This is a genomic window from Paenibacillus sp. HB172176, from assembly GCF_011947265.1.
GTDB lineage: Bacteria > Bacillota > Bacilli > Paenibacillales > Paenibacillaceae > Pristimantibacillus.
Window position 1 is genome coordinate 355,597 of record NZ_JAATHD010000003.1, and the last position, 18,339, is coordinate 373,935.

At 49.7% G+C, this 18,339-nt stretch carries 13 protein-coding genes; 11 read left to right on the plus strand and 2 right to left on the minus strand.

Annotated elements, in window-relative coordinates; genetic code table 11:
- Positions 1–45 precede the first annotated feature (45 nt).
- Together HFP08_RS06465 and HFP08_RS06470 are read right to left on the minus strand one after the other, a co-directional pair.
- The gene (locus HFP08_RS06465; protein WP_168119704.1) at positions 46–561 is read right to left on the minus strand and encodes a DUF4178 domain-containing protein; all 516 of its coding nucleotides are present in this window, start codon (positions 559–561) and stop codon (positions 46–48) included.
- 9 nt (positions 562–570) lie between these two features.
- Entirely contained in the window at positions 571–1,242 is a 672-nt protein-coding gene (locus tag HFP08_RS06470) for a PspA/IM30 family protein (RefSeq protein ID WP_168119705.1), read from the minus strand.
- Between the two features lie 118 nt (positions 1,243–1,360).
- Between HFP08_RS06470 and HFP08_RS06475 the strand changes: the two genes are divergently transcribed.
- The 11 genes from HFP08_RS06475 (at position 1,361) to HFP08_RS06525 (ending at position 18,318) form a co-directional block, all read left to right on the plus strand.
- On the plus strand, positions 1,361–2,374 hold the full coding sequence (locus HFP08_RS06475; protein WP_168119942.1) for a potassium channel family protein: 1,014 nt from the start codon (positions 1,361–1,363) through the stop codon (positions 2,372–2,374).
- Positions 2,375–2,649: 275 nt separating this feature from the next.
- Positions 2,650–4,212: an extracellular solute-binding protein gene (locus tag HFP08_RS06480; RefSeq protein WP_168119706.1), complete on the plus strand. Its 1,563-nt coding sequence runs from the start codon at positions 2,650–2,652 to the stop codon at positions 4,210–4,212.
- A 29-nt stretch (positions 4,213–4,241) separates the two neighbouring features.
- Positions 4,242–5,153 carry an ABC transporter permease gene (locus tag HFP08_RS06485; protein ID WP_168119707.1) on the plus strand — a complete coding sequence of 304 codons (912 nt, stop codon included), beginning with the start codon at positions 4,242–4,244 and terminating at the stop codon, positions 5,151–5,153.
- A 1-nt stretch (position 5,154) separates the two neighbouring features.
- The gene (locus HFP08_RS06490; protein WP_168119708.1) at positions 5,155–6,024 is read left to right on the plus strand and encodes a carbohydrate ABC transporter permease; all 870 of its coding nucleotides are present in this window, start codon (positions 5,155–5,157) and stop codon (positions 6,022–6,024) included.
- Between the two features lie 8 nt (positions 6,025–6,032).
- On the plus strand, positions 6,033–7,097 hold the full coding sequence (locus HFP08_RS06495) for a serine hydrolase domain-containing protein (RefSeq protein ID WP_168119709.1): 1,065 nt from the start codon (positions 6,033–6,035) through the stop codon (positions 7,095–7,097).
- Between the two features lie 171 nt (positions 7,098–7,268).
- Positions 7,269–10,076 (plus strand): CBM96 family carbohydrate-binding protein, encoded by a 2,808-nt coding sequence (locus HFP08_RS06500; protein ID WP_168119710.1) that lies wholly within the window; start codon positions 7,269–7,271, stop codon positions 10,074–10,076.
- A gap of 23 nt (positions 10,077–10,099) precedes the next feature.
- Positions 10,100–11,158, plus strand: a complete 1,059-nt coding sequence (locus HFP08_RS06505; RefSeq protein WP_168119711.1) for a peptidyl-prolyl cis-trans isomerase — start codon at positions 10,100–10,102, stop codon at positions 11,156–11,158.
- 284 nt (positions 11,159–11,442) lie between these two features.
- Complete coding sequence (locus HFP08_RS06510; protein WP_168119712.1) at positions 11,443–13,464, plus strand: glycosyl hydrolase family 28-related protein; 2,022 nt, start codon at positions 11,443–11,445, stop codon at positions 13,462–13,464.
- 63 nt (positions 13,465–13,527) lie between these two features.
- Positions 13,528–14,883: a sulfatase family protein gene (locus HFP08_RS06515; protein ID WP_168119713.1), complete on the plus strand. Its 1,356-nt coding sequence runs from the start codon at positions 13,528–13,530 to the stop codon at positions 14,881–14,883.
- Between the two features lie 38 nt (positions 14,884–14,921).
- Positions 14,922–15,890: an acetylxylan esterase gene (locus HFP08_RS06520; protein ID WP_168119714.1), complete on the plus strand. Its 969-nt coding sequence runs from the start codon at positions 14,922–14,924 to the stop codon at positions 15,888–15,890.
- Between the two features lie 166 nt (positions 15,891–16,056).
- Complete coding sequence (locus tag HFP08_RS06525; protein WP_168119715.1) at positions 16,057–18,318, plus strand: helix-turn-helix domain-containing protein; 2,262 nt, start codon at positions 16,057–16,059, stop codon at positions 18,316–18,318.
- Positions 18,319–18,339 lie beyond the last annotated feature (21 nt).

The window sequence follows — 18,339 nt, forward strand, 5'->3', positions numbered from 1 at the left end:
TGAAAAGGCTGAGTCTGCAAGTATCGCAGCTCAGCCTTCTCTTATTCATGGCGTTGTAGTGGAACGAAGCACCTCAACATCAGCGGGAAGAATCTCTTCTCCCTCATACAGCATAAATCTGCCTTCCAACCATTCAATGCGCATCAGCTTGCGGTCGTCGGATTGATATTGCCAAGCCGACTGCTCGCCGCCGCGCATGAACGGCGTTTTGCCTTCTGTTATAATAAAGTCGGTGTATTGCTCTTCCATATAGTAGACGCGGTCGTCCAGCTCCAGCGTTGTCGGCACTTCCGTAATGGAATCGAGCCTGCCGTCAATGTCGTTGTACAAGGAATATTGCGTGGACTCCCGTTCTTCGATGAACAGATAGCGCATATCCGCGCCGTCCTGCAAGGTCAGCATGATGGTGCCGCGACGCTTGTTCTGAGTCCGTCCGATCACCTGGTAGGTAATCATGGATACTTCGCAAACGTCTCCGGGTCCGATCGTAAAGATGCTTCGCTCGGCAATGGGAGGCTCAGGGCGCTTCATGATGCCGCGAATTCGATTGAATATGCCCATAGGCGCTCCTTAGTTCTTCTCGTATTGCTTCATTAACGCGGCGAGTTCATCCTCGACAGCCTTGTTCTTGCCGAGATTGGCGAATTCCTCGTCGAGCGATTTGCCCTTGGAAGAAGCAAGATCGTTGCTGGCTTCAGCCATCGCTTCCGCTTGCAGCATCTTCTCTTCCATGCGCTTCATGCCGGAAGCGGCAGTTCCCGAGCCGAAGCTGGACATGGTTTTGTTGATTTCGGATTGCGTTTTCGCAGCTTGATAGCGGGCGATAAGCGTCTCGCGTTTGTTCTTCATGTCTTCGAGCTGCTTGCGCATTTCATCGAGCTTCTGGCGAAGGTTGTTAGCGAGAAGCTGGTTCTCGGCGAAAGCTTCCTTGTATTCGACGACCTTCTTCTCAACGGCCTGCTTGTCTTCCAGAACGCGGCGGGCGAGATCGATATTGCCCTCCTGAGCGGCGATATGAGCTTGCTCATTGCGTTTTTGCAAGAGCGCATCCTGCTCTTCGTACAATTTTTTGAATTTTTTCTCCAGAGCGATTTGTGAAGCGACAGCTTTCTCTGCGTCCTGCAGATCCTCTGTCATATCTCGGATGTATTGATCCGTCAATTTAACGGGATCTTCGGCTTTTTCGATAAGAGAATAGACATTGGAGAGAGTAAGGTCACGCAATCTTTTGAACAAGGACATGGAATTACCTCCTGTATATTGTGGTATGCTCTCCTATACGATTCTACATGGAATTGGTTTCAATGTCATTATCGAGGTTTTTGAATCTGTATTTCACAGGAAAGGAGAAGAATTCTTGATGCATTTATTTCGATTATTATCCGTCAAAATGTTAAAGCTGAGCAAAACAGTCATTGCGATCAGCACGATTATATTCGTCGGCGCAAGCGCGACGCTTGCTTACGGTCTGGAGCCGGACACCTTCACGAATTGGTTCAACGCCTTCTATTGGGTGCTGACGACCATGGCGACTGTAGGCTACGGGGACTATTTCGCGGTCACGATACCGGGCAAAATTCTAACTATTTTTCTATATATTTTCGGAATCGGACTTCTCAGTCTGGTGATCGGAAAGATCATCGACGGTATATCTATTTTTCAACGCAAGAGAGGAGAGGGAGCATTGATCTTCACAGGCGAAAATCACATTATTATCATGAATTGGAGCAAGAAGGCGCAGACGGCGGTGAACGAGATTCTGCTGCATCAGCCGAAGATGTCGATCGTGATCATTGATGAGAGCGGCAAGCATCCGATGGAAACGAACCCGCAGGTGCATTATGTGAAGGGGGATCCGGCCGAGGACGAGGTGCTGAAGAAAGCGGGCGTCGACAAGGCGCGTTCAGCCATCATATTCGCCGATACACGGATCGACGAAGCTTCCTTGATTGACGGAAAATCGCTGCTGATCGCGTCGAGCGTCGAACGAATCGCGCCCAAGGTACATACGATCGTGGAAATCGTGCAAGAGAAGCATATTCAAAATTTTCGCCACGTCGACGTGAATGAATTCGTCTTGTCTCACGACGCAATTTCGCGGCTTGCGGTTCGCTCGGCGCTGCAGGAGGGCAACTCGGAGGTGTTCAGGCAGCTGCTTAGCAGGCAATACGGCGATGATATTTACGAAATTCCGCATAACGGCCAGTGGCAGACCTACGGAGACGCGTTCCAGGCGCTTCTTGTGCAAGGGGCCACTTTGCTCGCGGATCGCGGCGATCTGGGCATCAATCGAAAGCTGAATGAGCCGATTCCGAAAGACGCCAGGCTGTTCATGATTTGCGACAAAGAGACCTATAAAAAACTTTTGCCGTAAGATTGGAAACAACTGCACAGAATTGCTCCAAATCCTATTCTGAGAAAGGCCCATGCAAACGCGCATGGGCCTTTTGTCGCGCGCCGACAAAGCCGGTTAATTAAAGAGTTGGTGATGATCATAAAAAGTGGTGATGCGGCAATTAAAAGATTTGTTGACGATTCGAGAAGTGTCGATTTACGCAGCGAATGCCATTACGGTACTGTGGATTCAGGAAAAGCGCTTACACAAACTGGCGCTCACCAATAACAGACGCATCATAAGGAGAGGGTACAATGAAAAGAAGAATTTCCGTTGCGATCGCTGCTTGTCTGACACTTGCCATCGCAGGCTGTTCAAGCGGCAATAACGAAAAGAACGGAGCCGCAAACGTAACACCGGCTCAGGAAAGCGTATCGCCAAGCGCAACGGCGACAGCTGAGGCAAACCCGTACAAAGACAAGCTGGACATCGATATCACGGCCATTTATTACTCAGGCGGCGGTTGGGCGGATGATCATCCGATCATAAAGCTGTTGGAAGACAAATTTAACATTGATCTCAACATGCAATGGATTCCAAGCGATACGTACAGCGAGAAAGTGAATGTTATGGCTGCGTCAGGCTCATTGCCCGATTCGATGTTTCTCAATGGAGCCGATTACAAGAAATGGGTAGAAAAGGGGCTGTTTCTTGATTTGAAGCCGCTGCTTTCAAATTACCCGAACTTGTCCCAATATCTTGGCGATGAAGAGGATTGGCAATACATGAATCCATCGGGGAAATATTACGGACTGCCGTATTCGCTTACGGAAACTCGGAATGCTTACGGCATCCGCAAAGACTGGCTGGACAAATTAAATCTGGAGATGCCTAAGACGATTGATGAATTTTATGAGGTAGCGAAAGCGTTTGCACTTCAGGATCCGGATGGAAATGGCAAGAATGACACAATCGGGTTCTCTGCGGCGCTCCCGCCGAATCAAACCGAGTTCCGACAGATGGATCCGATTCTGGCCGCCTTTGGTCTCGTAGATCGTTGGGGAATAAAGGACAGCAAGCTGATCCCATGGCAAACACAGGTTGAAGAATGGAAAGATGTGGCGGCCTTCATGAATAAGGCGTATGAAGAAGGCGTGCTGGACAAAGATTTCGCCATCAATAAAGTCGCCGAAGGTCAGGATAAATATATGTCAGGCAAGCTGGGCATTCTCGATATGCCGGCAACGGATGTATACAATAAGCTGATTCCGAATTTGGAGAAAATCGTGCCAACAGCCGAGACAGCGCAGCTGGCTCCGCCGATTGGTCCGACAGGCCTGCAGGGCGGGAATACCCTCGGAAAATCAAATCAGAGAACGATTATCAACGCCAAGATCGATCCAGCCAAGCAAAAACGCATTCTTGCCATGTACGATTATTTGTTGTCGGATGAAGGCTACACGATGATCAAGAACGGCGTTGAAGGGATTCATTACAAGAAAGAAGGAGACTCTTACGTCAAGCTTCCTGCATTTGAAGAGGATCATCCTTCTCAAATTGTCGCCGGTTTGCTGCATCGGGTTGATCCGCTCTCCAGCGTTCGGTTATTCGACGATCAAGAGACAGCGGCGAAGCTCAGCGAGTGGTATGCGAACAATGAGCCTTACAAATGGCCTAACGCTTCGGACGGTTTGAAATCGGAGACGAATGATAAGCTGGGCGTACAGCTTGCGCAGAAATTCACCTCTGTCATTGTGAAGGTCATTATGGGTCAGGAATCGCTCGATGCGATCGACGATGCATCGAAGCAATGGCTGAAGGACGGCGGCGACAAAATTATTGAGGAAATGAATGCGGCCTATCAAGCTAGCCATTAATATGATTGACATCAGGGAGGTATTCTAACATGCGTTCGGATCGATACATTCGGGAATGGAAACGGGGTTTGCCTATCTATGCGATGATCCTGCCAGGCTTTCTGTTCTTCCTTATCTTTAAATATGTTCCAATGGCAGGTCTTGTGATCGCGTTTCAGGAATTCGACCCGTTCGCGGGCGTTGTCCACAGTCCATGGGTTGGTTTCGAACATTTCCACCGGTTGTTTACCGATCCGGACTTCTGGACGTTGTTTCGCAATACTTTAATTTTAAGCGGACTCAATCTGCTATTCTTTTTCCCGGCGCCGATTGTCGTCGCAGTATTGCTGAATGAGGTTGGAAGAGCATGGTTTCGCAGAAGCGCGCAAACGATTCTCTATATGCCGCATTTCTTGTCCTGGGTAATTGTCGTAACAATGACCTTGCTGCTGTTCGGCACGCAGGACGGCGGAATTAATAATTTTCTGGAAGAACACGGTTTCAATCGCATTGAATTGCTGACCGATCCTTCGCATCTCAGACCGCTGTATTTAATGCAGAACATCTGGAAGGAAGCCGGCTGGAACGCGATTATTTTCCTGGCTTCGCTGGCCGCCGTCGATCCGACGTTGTACGAGGCGGCGGTAGCGGACGGGGCCGGGCGTTGGCGGCAAATGTGGCATATCACGCTGCCTGCGCTCAAATCGACAATTGTCATCTTATTCATCCTGCGTCTGGGCCATGTGATGGAGATCGGATTCGAGCATATCTTGCTGCTGCAAAATCCGATCAATCTCGATGTGTCCAACGTGTTTGACACCTATGTTTATCATGTAGGCATTGCGCAAGGGCAGTTCAGTTACACGACGGCTGTCGGCATCTTTAAATCCGTCATTGCCCTGATTTTGATTATTATCGCGAATCGACTGGCCAAATCATTAGGAGAAGAGGGGGCATACTGACATGAATACGAGTCTGGTTCGCGGCAAAGCCCCCTTGTTCTTGTTTCTGGCATACGGCCTATTGCTTGTCTTGATGCTGGTGATTCTGTTCCCCTTCCTGTACGTTGTGTTCACTTCTTTCGCAACGCGGGAAGAAATATTGACGCGGGGATTCTTCCTTATTCCACATCAATGGACGCTTGACGCATACGGCTATTTGATGAACAGCGAACAGTTTGTGCGCTCGTTCCGGAACGCGGTTACCATTACGGTATTTGGCACGGCGATTAACATGATCTTCACCACGTTGATGGCTTACGGGCTTGCCAAGCGGTGGCTGAAGGGACGCCGGACGCTTAACTTTATGATCCTGTTCACGATGCTGTTCAACGGAGGAATCATTCCTACTTATATTGTCGTCCAGCAGCTTCATCTGCTGGACAGCTACTGGGCCTTGTATTTGACAGCGGCAATCGCGCCGTTTCATTTGATCGTCATGCGCAGCTTCTTTCAGAACATTCCGCTTGAAATCGAGGAATCGGCCCGCATTGACGGCTGCGGCGAGCTTCGATTGCTGCTGCGGATCGTGCTGCCGCTCTCGATGCCGGCGATCGCCACATTCACCTTGTTCTACACCGTGCAGAACTGGAATTCGTATTTTAATGCGATCTTGTATTTGACCGATTCCAACAAGCTGCCTTTGCAAGTGTATATCAAGCAGATGCAAGCGGCGGCGGAGGGAACGATGAACACAGTGGTGGCGGGTTACGATTACAGTCCGTCTGTCAAGATGGCGGCTGTCGTCTTGACGGCGGCGCCGCTCATGATTATCTATCCGTTCCTGCAGAAATATTTCAACCAAGGCATGCTCCTCGGTTCGGTGAAAGGATAAGTGGAGAAATGCTGGAGAGAAACCATGCGCTTTGCGAATGGAATGAACGAGAATACGGCTCCGTTATCGCCGGATTGATCGAAGGTCCTTGCTCACACTATGAGGTGGCTGTGTCGCATAAGAATGAACTTGTCTTGCACATGAGGCATAGCGCAGTCAAGCATTCGCATACGGAAGAAGTTCCGAGATTTCAAGTAGGCTCCGTAACGAAGGCCATAACCGGAGCGTTAATCGTCAAGCTGATCGAGCTGGGCGTGCTTACGCTTTATGATCCGGTGGGGAAGTTTATTCCGGAGTGGAAGTCATTCGATGTGGAAATGATCCATTTGCTGACGCATACGACAGGCTTCGATGAAGCGTTCGGTCAGCAGCATGAATGGCCAAAGCGCGGGCAAAGGGAATCGTATTATGAAAGGCTCTGCAGCCGTGCAGAGCCGAAGTTCCAGACGGGGACCGTGAATCGATATTTTACGGCCAATTACGCCATGTTGACCCGTATCCTTGAGAGTGTAACCGGAATGACATTGGAATCGTTCGCGCAGGACATGCTGTTCGGTCCGCTCGGCATGACGTATACGACGTTCGAATGGGAAAAGGTACGCGACGCGTTTGTGATTCCGCTGAATGGACAGAGCGGGGAACCGGAGAAGAGGCTGACCGAACTCGATATCACTGGCGACAGCGGGCTGTTTACGACCGCGAGCGATTTGCTGGCCTTTGGTCAAATGATCTTGAACGACGGAGTGGTCGGCGGCCGCCAGGTGTTCTCCAAGAGTGCGATTGATCTGATGAAACGCGATCTTACTGGTGGAAAGTTCGGGCGCACAGTCAATTTCTGGCTCAAGACCGAACTCGACAAACATGGAATGAGCAATATCGATATTCACAGATGCTTCTCTGATTTTCACTCGTCCTTGGCGCTTGGCCATAACGGATTTACCGGCTGCTGGCTGTACATCGATCCGCTCTATGATACGGCGGGCGTTATCCTGACGAACAGTATGAAGATGAATACCGACGGAAGATATTACAAACGAATCGGCAATGTGTTGATGAGCATGCTTGAAAGATAATCCGCACGTTGCGTATCCTCGGCGCGTATCCGATTGTTCGGGATATGCGCCGGAATTTCGCGAAAACTTGCAAACGCTTACTATTTCGAGAGGAGGTGATGACGATGACGTAAAGAGAGCCATCCCCATGAGATGGCGTCAGCTTCAACACAAATTAGAGGAGGAATTGTTATGGTAAGAAAAGGACTTTGTCTGCTGCTGGCGTTTGGGTTGCTGCTTGTGAATCTAGGCCTGAATATTCCACGCAGCTATGCCGATTCCGTGACGCAGCTTACGCTGCCGACAATTGCGGATTCGTATGTCAACTCGGATACAGCCTATGTAGACCGAAATTATGGATCCAAAACAACGCTTTTTGTTAAATCGGGCTACAGGGTCAGTTATCTGAAGTTCGACTTGTCTTCCATCGCTTCCGCGAGCGATGTGCAAAGCGCCACGCTCCGTTTGAACGGAAGCTCGCAATCATCAGGGAATACATCGACGATTCACCTGTTCGGAGTAAGCGATGATTCATGGACGGAAAGCGGCATTACTTGGAATACGAAGCCGACCCCCGATGCCGCAGAGATAACAAGCGGTACGGTGGCGGACACGGAGCAAGATTATGATTTCGATGTCACGAGTTATATCCAGGGTCAGGTTGGGGGAGACGATACGGCTTCCATCTATCTTGATAATCTGACAGGCTACTCCGCTTCATTTTCCAGTAAAGAAGGAGCAAATCCTCCGCAACTCATCATCCAAATGGGCGACAGCGCACCGCCATCCGCGCCAGGCAGTCTTGCGGCAACGGTCTCGTCCGCAACCGATATTCAGCTGTCCTGGAGCGCGGCTACCGATGATGATGGCGTGACAGGCTACAATATTTACATGGACGGCACCTTGGCGGGCACTTCTATCGGTCCATCGTACCACGTAAGCGGTTTGTCGTCTTCCACAACGTATTCGTTCTATGTCACTGCTTTTGACGCGGCTGGCAATGAATCATCTGCAAGCAGCTCCGTTAATGCAACGACGCAGGCGTTGTCGACGGGGACTACCTATTATGTGGATCCAAGCGGCGGCGGCCAGCCGAATACGTATACGACGATCGCCTCCGCGCTCGCAGCTTCCTTGCTGCCGGGCGATACCATCGTCATTAAAGACGGCATTTATGTGGAAAATCCGAAAATCACCAAGTCAGGATCGCAAGGGAATTTCATTACGGTCATGGCGGAAGGCGACAATGCGGTCATTAAAGGCAATATGACCATATCCGGCTCCTATGTAAGGGTGCAGGGCCTGAATTTTGACGGAGCGCTCACTTCGGGAGGTTTTATTAGCAACGGGATTAAAGCCGGCAGCTCTGAGCATGTGGAAATCGTTCACAATACGATTACAGACTTCAACTTATTTGCGATTAGCGGCGGCGTGAACAGTTATATTGCGGACAACTATATCTACGACTGCGCAGGAGGGATCAATCCGGGCGAAGGCTCCCTTATTGAGAGGAATGAAGTTGTTGGTATTAACGTGCATGGCGATGACGTCAACAACCCGGGCGATAACTTCCGCGCTCTGGCTTCCGATTTGGTCTTCCGCAATAACTACGGTCACGGCACGTCGCAGGAGTTTACGTTGACGACACATGTCGACTGCATACAGACGTTCGACACCAATGGTGCGTATGCCAGAAATGTCCTGTTCGAAAACAACAAATTCACAGGGTGGTTCAGTCAGGGCGTCATGATGCAGAATACCAAATATCCTGATCAAACGCATGCCAGCGACTGGATCATTCGGAACAATATTTTCCAAGGCATGACGGGTAATGGCGTATGGGCAGGGAAAACGAATGACGGCATTCCGAATCTCGTTATTGAGAACAACCTGTTCTACGGCAATTACGATGAGGGTTGTTTCAACGCAATAACAGCTACGGGGCCTTATAGCTCTGTCTCTGTCAGGAATAATATCTTTGTTAACTTTACCGACAACGGCTTGCGCGCACTTTCGGGCGCCTCGATCGATTCGGACTATAACCTGTATTACAATTCGATCGGATCTCAAATCATGGGGCCGAACGACATCTTCAACTTGGATCCGCAGTTTGTGGATGAAGCGAACTTTGATTTCCATCTGAGCGCGAACTCGCCAGCGATAAACAGCGGCCTCGCGATCTCATCGCTTTCAAGCGACAAAGACGGCAATCCACGTCCCGCAAACGGCGCATTCGATATCGGACCTTACGAGTTTCAAGGCACGTCTTCCGATATTCCGCCCGTCGTTACCTTGCTATCTCCTGTGAATGCCGACGTCTATGCCGTTGATTCCAGTATGTATATCACCGTGAATGCCAGAGACGACGATTCGGTAACCAAGGTGGAATTCGAATTGGACGGACAGAAGGTCGGGGAAAGCACGACAGCGCCGTTCGACTACACGATTCAGAATTTGACGGAGGGCATTCATCTTGTCAGAGTGGTTGCTTACGATAATGATGGTTTAAGCTCCGGTTCCAATGAAGCAAGAATCGTTGTGACGGATGAGGCGACCTACAAGGCGGAGGCGGTGTGGAGCAATACCTCCATCTCCCAGCAAACCGGAACGTTTACCGCGGCCTTTGACGTCATTCCGTTAAACGAAAACATGAATGGCGTAATCGGGTTCGGGCAAAGTGATGCAGCCGCCTATTCTGATATGGCAACTCTGTTACGCTTTAATCCAGACGGGTATATCGATGCGATGAACAGCACGGCTTATAGTTCCGTAGACACATTGTCCTATCAGGCTGGAACCAAGTATTCGGTTGTTATGGCAGTTGATGTCGTGAACCATACGTATAGCGCCTACGTCACGCCGGAGGGAGGAACGCAGCAGACCATTGCGGATGATTACGCCTTCCGTTCGCAGCAGGCGGCCGTTTCAGCGCTGGATCGTCTGGTTATGTATGCTGCCGACGGCAATTACATGGAGCTGGGATTAACGATTACGCCTTGATTGATAACCGAGGAGAGAGAGCCATGAAACCACCCGTTAAATGGGCGTTAATGGGAATCGCTGCTGTTGCGCTCATCTTCGCCGGCCTTCTTATGGCAGGGAACAGCCGGGGAAGTCAGCATAAGGAGAATGATGTGTTAACCGTAGATTCAGAGCCTGTAAGCATGGAAGAATTCCAAGCCAAAATGGAAGAGGAAAAGCCGGAAGTTTTTGTTTATTTCCATGAAAAGTACGGCGCGAATCAGGAGCGGGGATTTTGGACAACTCCGTTTGGAAGAGAAGTGCCGCTGGACAAGCTCAAAGAGCAGACGCTTCAGGATCTCGTGCGGACGAAGATTGAGCAGATTGTTGGGAAAGAGCAAGGCGCAATTAAAGATATCAGCTATTCGGCATTTTTGCGCAATCTGGCGAAAGAAAATCAAAGACGGCAGGATGCGATAAAAAACAACGAAGCGGTATATGGCACAGCTTCTGTCACGGCATTAAACTATTTTAGGACGACTTACGATGAAATGGTGACAGAAGTGAAAGAAAAGCTCGCGAAAAATGAGTTTCGCTTAAGCGATGAGCAAATCAAGCAGATGTATGAAGCGGATAAAGAGACGCTGTATAAGGTTCAGGATACGATCACAGTCAAGGTCATTGCGGTTTCAGCTGTGGACGGCAATGATGACGCCAAAGCGGCGGCGGAAAAAATAAAATCCCTCCTGGATAAAGGCACAACCATTGATGAAATACCGAAGGCCTTTAGCGGAAACGCTTCTGTCAAGATCGACATACAAGATCAAGTGTTTAATGTAGAAAACTCGGAGTATGGAGACGATCGCTATGTCTTGCTGAGTCCGGAAGCAAGCAAGTTGGAGGAGGGACAGGCGAGTCAGGTCATCGAAGGAGATGGAGCTTATTTGATCATGTCCTGCACGGAGCGGGCAGAAAACGGATCTATGCCGCTAGAGCAAGTTGAGGGGTTAATTGTCGCGCGGTACGTGAATCAGAAGTACAACGACTTGATCGACGAGCGCGTTCAACAAGCAGAAGTGAGCATCGACAAGCTTATGTATGACGAGATTACTGGTGAGTAAACAATTGAATGCAGTGCGCGGGAGGAATGTCCTGTTCGAGAACAACAAATTCACAGGATGCTTCAGCTAGGGCGTTATGATGCAGAACAGCAAATACCCTGATCAGACGCATGCCAGCGATTGGATGATTCGAAATAATATTTTCCAAGGCATAATAGTAGAGGTTATTTTCGATCCATCATAAAAAATGGTGATCACAAAAAAACTGTTGATTTACGAGCCGCCGCCAGCGGTGTTAGGTTAAAATTTGCAACTAGAAAATAAGAGCAGAGGAGGTTTCTATTGTGACGCATGGGCAAGTAGTATACCCGGCAGACTGTACGGCAATCATTGATGTTACGAAACCGCCGTATAACATAGATCATACGGGGAAGGAAGATTGTACACGACAACTCATTCAGATTATAGATGATATTATCCAGCGCGATGTGGACGCTTTCGAACGAACGAAGGCGAAGCTGGAAGCGATGCCGGGACTCGACGCGCAGATCAGCTTCGAAATCAAGAAAGAGAACGGGCGATTAAGCGTCATTTTTCCCGAGGATCTGCCCCCTGCGAGAATCATTTATTTCCCAAACGGGACTTATCTCGTAAGCGATACCATTGCCTATTCCAACGAGAATTTGGTAAATATCAACCGCGGTGGTTACATTCGCAATGAGATGAATCGGCTGCTTCATATGATGGGAGAGAGCCGGGACGGCGTCGTCATTAAACTGATGGATCATTGCCCGGGCTTCGGGTTTGGCGCGAACAAACCGGTGGTCAGCTTCATGCGGGGCGAGCAATCGAACATTGCAATGACCAATTCCTTCGAGAACATCACCATAGATGTGGGGAGGGGAAATCCGGGCGCCGTCGGGCTGGTGTTCTTCGGCAACAACACCGGAGCGGTAAGGCATGTATGCATAAAGTCCAGCGACGATCAGTATAGAGGAAGATGCGGACTTGAGGTTACGCACGAAATCGTATCGGGTTGTTATATCAAGCATATCGAGGTTATTGGTTTTGACTATGGCATAAGAGTAACGCCGATTCGGAATTTCACGGTATTCGAGCATATAACGCTCAAGCATCAGCGGAAAACAGGCTTCTATATTTTGAATACGATCACTTCCATTAGAGGGTTATACAGCCGAAACGAAGTGCCTGCTCTGCGAGTGGGCGGACCTACCGCTCATGTCGTGGTGATCGACGGGAGACTGGATGGCGGAAGCGAATTATTCACTGCGCTGCAATGCGACATGGGGACGATTTTTGCCAGAAATATTGAAACCGCCGGGTATAGCCATGCCATCTCCTATGGCAGAAAAAATGTGGAAGGCCAAAGGATTGATGAATATCACTCGCACGAGGCCCACGCCTTATTCGAAGGTCAAGCCAAGCGATCCATCGATTTGCCGATCGAAGAAACACCTCATGTTCCATGGGAGACAGATCTATCGAAGTGGGTGAGTGTGAACGCATTTGGCGCGAAAGGAGACGGACAAACGGATGATACCGATGCGATTCAACGGGCCATGAATTCGGTGTATTCCGTCATCTATTTTCAGCCGGGGAAATATCTCATTAATGATGTGATCGAGATTCCTGCCGGGGTTAGCCGAATTAACTTCATGTATTGCGATCTAGTGGCGGGAGAGAAGCTCCAAGGCTTGAAGGAGGAAGGGACGTTCAAGGTGACGGGCGAGTCTGAACAGCCGCTGGTCATGGAGGATCTTCTCGCATGGGAAAAGTATTATGGCTGTATGAGGCTCATCAACCACGCTTCGACGAGAACGTTGGTCTTGAGCGATCTTCATGCCCAGACGGGGGCGTTATACTTCAACTCCGTTGAGGGCGGGGAGGTGTATATGGAGAACGTGGCCTCAACCATTGGCGGGGAGGCGTACCGGCATGTTCCTTGCTTCCATTTCAAAGGACAGCAGGTTTGGATCCGTCATCTAAATCCCGAACGCTCGCTCAAGGAAGTTGTCAATGATCGTTCCCGGGTATGGGTGCTGGGATTCAAGACAGAGTTTAATGGAACGTCCTATGAAACGATAAACGGCGGCTTCACAGAGGTGCTCGGAGGGACGATCAGCATCGGCACCAACGAGCAGTGGCCGGCCATTGTCAATGAAGAGTCCAATGTGTCCGTCATTGCTTCCACGAACGGCTATCAGACGGATCATATTTTCCCTATCGCGGTTCGCGAAACACGAAACGGCGAAGTAAGGGAGCTGTCGCATCGCGAATTGCCGCTGCGGCTGATGACGCAATATGTGATTCCCTTGTATGCGGGCTATACAAATCAGCCTAAATAAACACACTGTGACGGAGCTGTTCCTGACAGCAGCTGGAAGTATCTTGACAGGGAGGAAGCTTGGATGAAGAAGAAGCCGAATATATTATGGATCATGACGGACGAGCAACGCAAGGATTCGATTGGGTGTTACGGAAGCGAATGGGCCGCAACGCCTCATATCGACCGTCTCGCCAAGGAAGGCGTGCTGTTCGAGAACGCCATCACCCCGTCGCCCATGTGCGTGCCGGCAAGACTGTCGGTGTTGACGGGCAAATACCCTCATGAAACGGGCGTATGGAACAATAAGCACAGCAAGGATAGCGAGGAGCATCTCACCCATTGCTTTGAAGAAGCGGGCTATGTGACAGCAAGCTTCGGCAAACAACATTATCAAACGAAAAATAACGCATTCGGAACCGAAGTGACGTTCGAACTCGGCTCGGAAGTGGAGTATACGAAATACCATGAGCGCTATGAGGAGTCGGATTATGACATTGTTCGCTACCGCGGCAAATCCCCGTGGCTGCTAGGCGGTAAATTCCCTGCCGACATCTCGGAGACGCAGGAGAATAAAGTGGTAGAGCTGGCGAAAGCGTTCCTGTCCAGGCATGAGGATGAACGACCTTTCTTACTCAGAATGTCGTTCAACGGGCCGCATACCCCTGTGGTTCCGCCTGAACCGTTCGCGTCGAGCATGGAGGATCGCAAGATCGGCATCCCGGCGGCTTCTGAAGGGCCGCGCGGCAGCATACCCGAATGGACGAAAGCGTTAATCGAAAATTATGCGGGCTCCCATGTGATGACGGATGCGGAAATGGAGAAGGCAAGGAAGTATTATTACGGCTACGCCTCCTATGTGGATCACGAAATTGGAAGCATGCTGGACTGGATGTCTGACGAAGGCTGGTTAGAGAACACGATTGTCGTGTTTATGTCCGATCACGGGACGCATCTCGGCGACTATGGACTTGTGCAGAAGCAGACGTTTTATGAGCCTTCGGTCAGTGTGCCCTTTATATTCTGGTATCCGGAACAATTCAAATCCGGGACAAGAATCGCGACACCGGTAGAGACGAGATGGATGCTTCCTGCACTGCTCGATCTGGTTGGGATAGAAGCGACTGTTCAATTGAGCTGCAATCGATTGTCGGAAAGTTTGCGCAGCGGCCAGGAACCCGCCGCCGTCCCGGTTTACAGCGAATTTATCCTCAATTCACTGCCGCTTTTTGAAGAGGATAAGATCTTGATGGTCAGGACGGGGCCGTGGAAGTTTACGGCTCGCTTCGGGGATTCGGGCGAGCTGATCGAACGCTCTCTTTCCCATATGGAGGATGATCCGTACGAGCATCATAATTTGGCGAAGGAACAGGAGCATCAGGACAAGGTTGCAAGCATGACGAGGGTGCTTCAAGAGCGTTTGCGCCTTGAAACACGATGATTTTGGTTAATAAAGGATGACTCCAGGGGGATTCGAAAATGGGCTATTTGAACGAGATAACGAAGGAACTGCAAGGCTACTTGCCTGAGCTTACGAAGAAGGACGATTTTGACGCTTTCTGGCATGAGACGATTCGAGAAGCGAAGGAGGCGCCCCTGGAGCCTCGGCGAACGCTGGTCGCTGATTATCCGATTCGAAACGTGGAGGTCTATGAGATTCAATATAATGGCATGGACGATACTCCGATTCACGGCTGGATGATTGTTCCTTCGTTTCTGCGCAAGGAAAGTTATCCGTGTTTGATCCGCTATCACGGCTTTAACGGCAATCGCGGCGAGCCGGCCGCCTATATGCACTGGGTTATGATGGGGTTTGTCGTTGTGGCGGTTGACTGCCGCGACCAAGGCGGCCGAACGGGCAATCGGGCTTCCTATTCCAGCGGGTTTTCTCTAAATGTAGCCAGCAAAGGCATTCATGACAAATATGAGTACTATTATCGCTTCGCCTACATGGATAGCCTCAAAGCGGTGGATTTTGCCTGCGCGCAGGCTGAGGTGGACGCCGCGCGCATCGTGGTCGAGGGCGGAAGTCAGGGAGGCGCGTTAGCGATGGCGGTCGCGGCGCTGGACGACAGGCCAAGCCTCGCGATGGTGGACGTTCCGAGCAACAGCCATTTGACGCAGCGGGTTGAAGGCATGCACGGAGCATTCGCCAGCGCTGCCGAATATATTAAAAAACATCCTGAAGAGTTGGATCTTGTCATCGATAATTTGAGTTATTTCGATACAATGAATATGGCAGACCGCATGACATGCCGGGTGTTTGCTTCGGTTGCGTTGAAAGACGAGATTTGCCCTCCGCGCATGTACTTTGCGACCTACAATCGGATTCCGGGAGCGAAGGATATCGTCATCTACCCGTTTAATGGACATGAGGGAGGCGGAGCGGCGCAGACGGAGAAGAAGATTGCGTATGCTGGACGCTGGTTCGGCGATTGGTTTGAATAAACGGCAGAGAGACAGCAACCTGCAAGATATTCAGTTTCTAGATCCTGCTTGAATGCTGTTTCTCAGCATTTGTGCAATGCGGAAAAAGCGGGATTTTGATATAATTAAAATTGTAAGCGTTAGCAAACAGCTCATTAAGGAACAGGTGTGGGAGGGGGCGAGCGTGATGAGAAAAAATAAATACTTCCGCAAGCTGCTTGTTATTTACATGGCTATCGTGCTAACCTACACCTTTGCCGTTGCAGGTGTATTTTTCTATAAGAACAGCGAGGCGGTTACACATAAGCTAGACGAGAACCAGAAGGTTTTTCTTCTTCAGATGAGAGATAAAATCGACATGAAATTCCAGGTCGCGTTCAATCTGATACGACAGTTCGATATGTCTGAAGAAGTGCAGGCGTACAGCGTCGAGGAGGATCGCGATTATTATAATATTACCAAGGTTTACGATGCGCTGGGCAGAAATTTGACCGGATTTTACGATTTCGGGTACCGGATCGATGTGACAAGACCGGATGACGATCTGGTTATCAAACCGGACAGCACGACCAACAAAAGTCTATATTACAGCAGATTGGGACTATCGCCAGAGCAAGTGGATCAATTGAATGACTATATCCTTGATCATACCAGGATGGAGCCTTTTATTTTGCCGCGAACCGAGCAATTCGTCGGCTATTTAACGATGGCTCAGAAGAGGCAGATTCCCGGTTACGGAGAAGTCATTTACTTTATTTCATTCCAGGAAGCTTACTTGTTCCCCGAGCAAGCAGTGGGCGGCGGTGACATTGGCATTGTGAACGCGGGTGAGCTCGTAGCAAAACAAGCGGGAATATCGCGTAACAGGATGGATGGCGCGAAGACGAGCGACTTGCTTCGCGAGGTTGGCGACAGACCGTACGAATACGATCGACTCAAGTTATCCAACTATATGGTGGATTCGGTTGGTTCCAATCAATTCGGAGAAATCAAATATGTGCATGTGCTTCCACGGTCGACGGTGAAAAACCAGCTTGCCGGCATTTTGATTAACGCGCTCTTCATCTATGGCGGTCTCGCGATTGTCGGCCTCGCGATGGCCTTTCTTGCGGCTCGGAACATGTACAAGCCGATTCGCAACACGGTTAGTGTATTTCATGGTCTTGGAGGAAAAGAGAGCGGAGATGAATTTAATTTCTTGAGAGAAACCGCGCTATCGATTCGTCAAGCCAACGAGAGTCTCCAGAAGACACTTCTGCATCATCGGCTTCCTTTGAAAAACAAGTTTCTGCTCGATTGGATGTTCGGTCTATTGTCAAGGGGAAAGGTTAGAGAGGGGTTGGAAAGATACGGGCTTCTAGCGTTTCAAAAAGGAATGTCTGTCGTGGTGTTTGAATTTTTGAACGACAAAGAAGAAAGCGGTCACTTCTCCCGGGAAGCGATTCTGGATATTCGCAAGCAGACGATCTCGATCATTGCGCAGCAAGTGAAGGCGGAAGCTGCTTGCGAGTGGTTCGCTATTGATGGCAGCAGATATGCGATGCTCGTGCAGGAAGTCGCAACAGCGAAAATTAAAAATGGGATGAGTTCCTCGATTTATGATATCGAAGCGGAATATGACATTCGTTTGGTCGCAGCGATCGGCCTGCCGGCGGAATCCGCTTTCGAAATCGAAACGTCTTACCATGCTGCGCTGCAATTATTAGACGGACGTTTTGCTTTGTCCCATCAATCCATTTTGACGCTTGACGAAGAAGGGAAAGAGCAGAATACGAGCTATTTTTATCCGCTGGATCTGGAGCGGGATTTGATCAACTATGTCATTCAAGGGAAGGAGCAGCAGGTAAACGCGATCCTGCAGCGCGTGTTGGAGCAAAATCTGAAAGAGAGGGAACTGAACAGCGACATGTTATCGCAATTCATGTTCGCGCTCACTGCGACTGTGCAGCGGATTATGCAGCAATTGAACAAAACGACGGAAGAGGTGTTGGGTCAAGACGCCAGTTTGCATGCGGAGCTGCATAAATGCGAGAGCAGCCAGCTGCTCAGCGAACGGATCACAGATACGTTCAACTCCATCCTCTCAGCCGTTAATGTGGAAAAAGAACAATTGGACAGTAAAATCGCCGATCAAATGCTGGCTTATATTCATAACAACTACAACCGGGATCTGTCGCTGTCGGATATGGCGGAGCAATTCAATTTGTCGGCGAGTTATACGAGTTTGTTGTTCGGGCAGTATATTGGCGAGAATTTCAAGGATTATCTGAATGAATATCGTGTGCGAAAGGCGAAAGAGATTCTCACGGCAAATGCCGATTTGAAAATATACGAAATTGCCGGCATGGTTGGCTGCAATCATACCAACACCTTCATTCGCATGTTCAAAAAGTACGCAGGCGTCTCTCCTGGCGCATACGCCAAAAACTTGGAACGCCCAACAAGTTGAAACGGTTCGGGTATGAAAGGA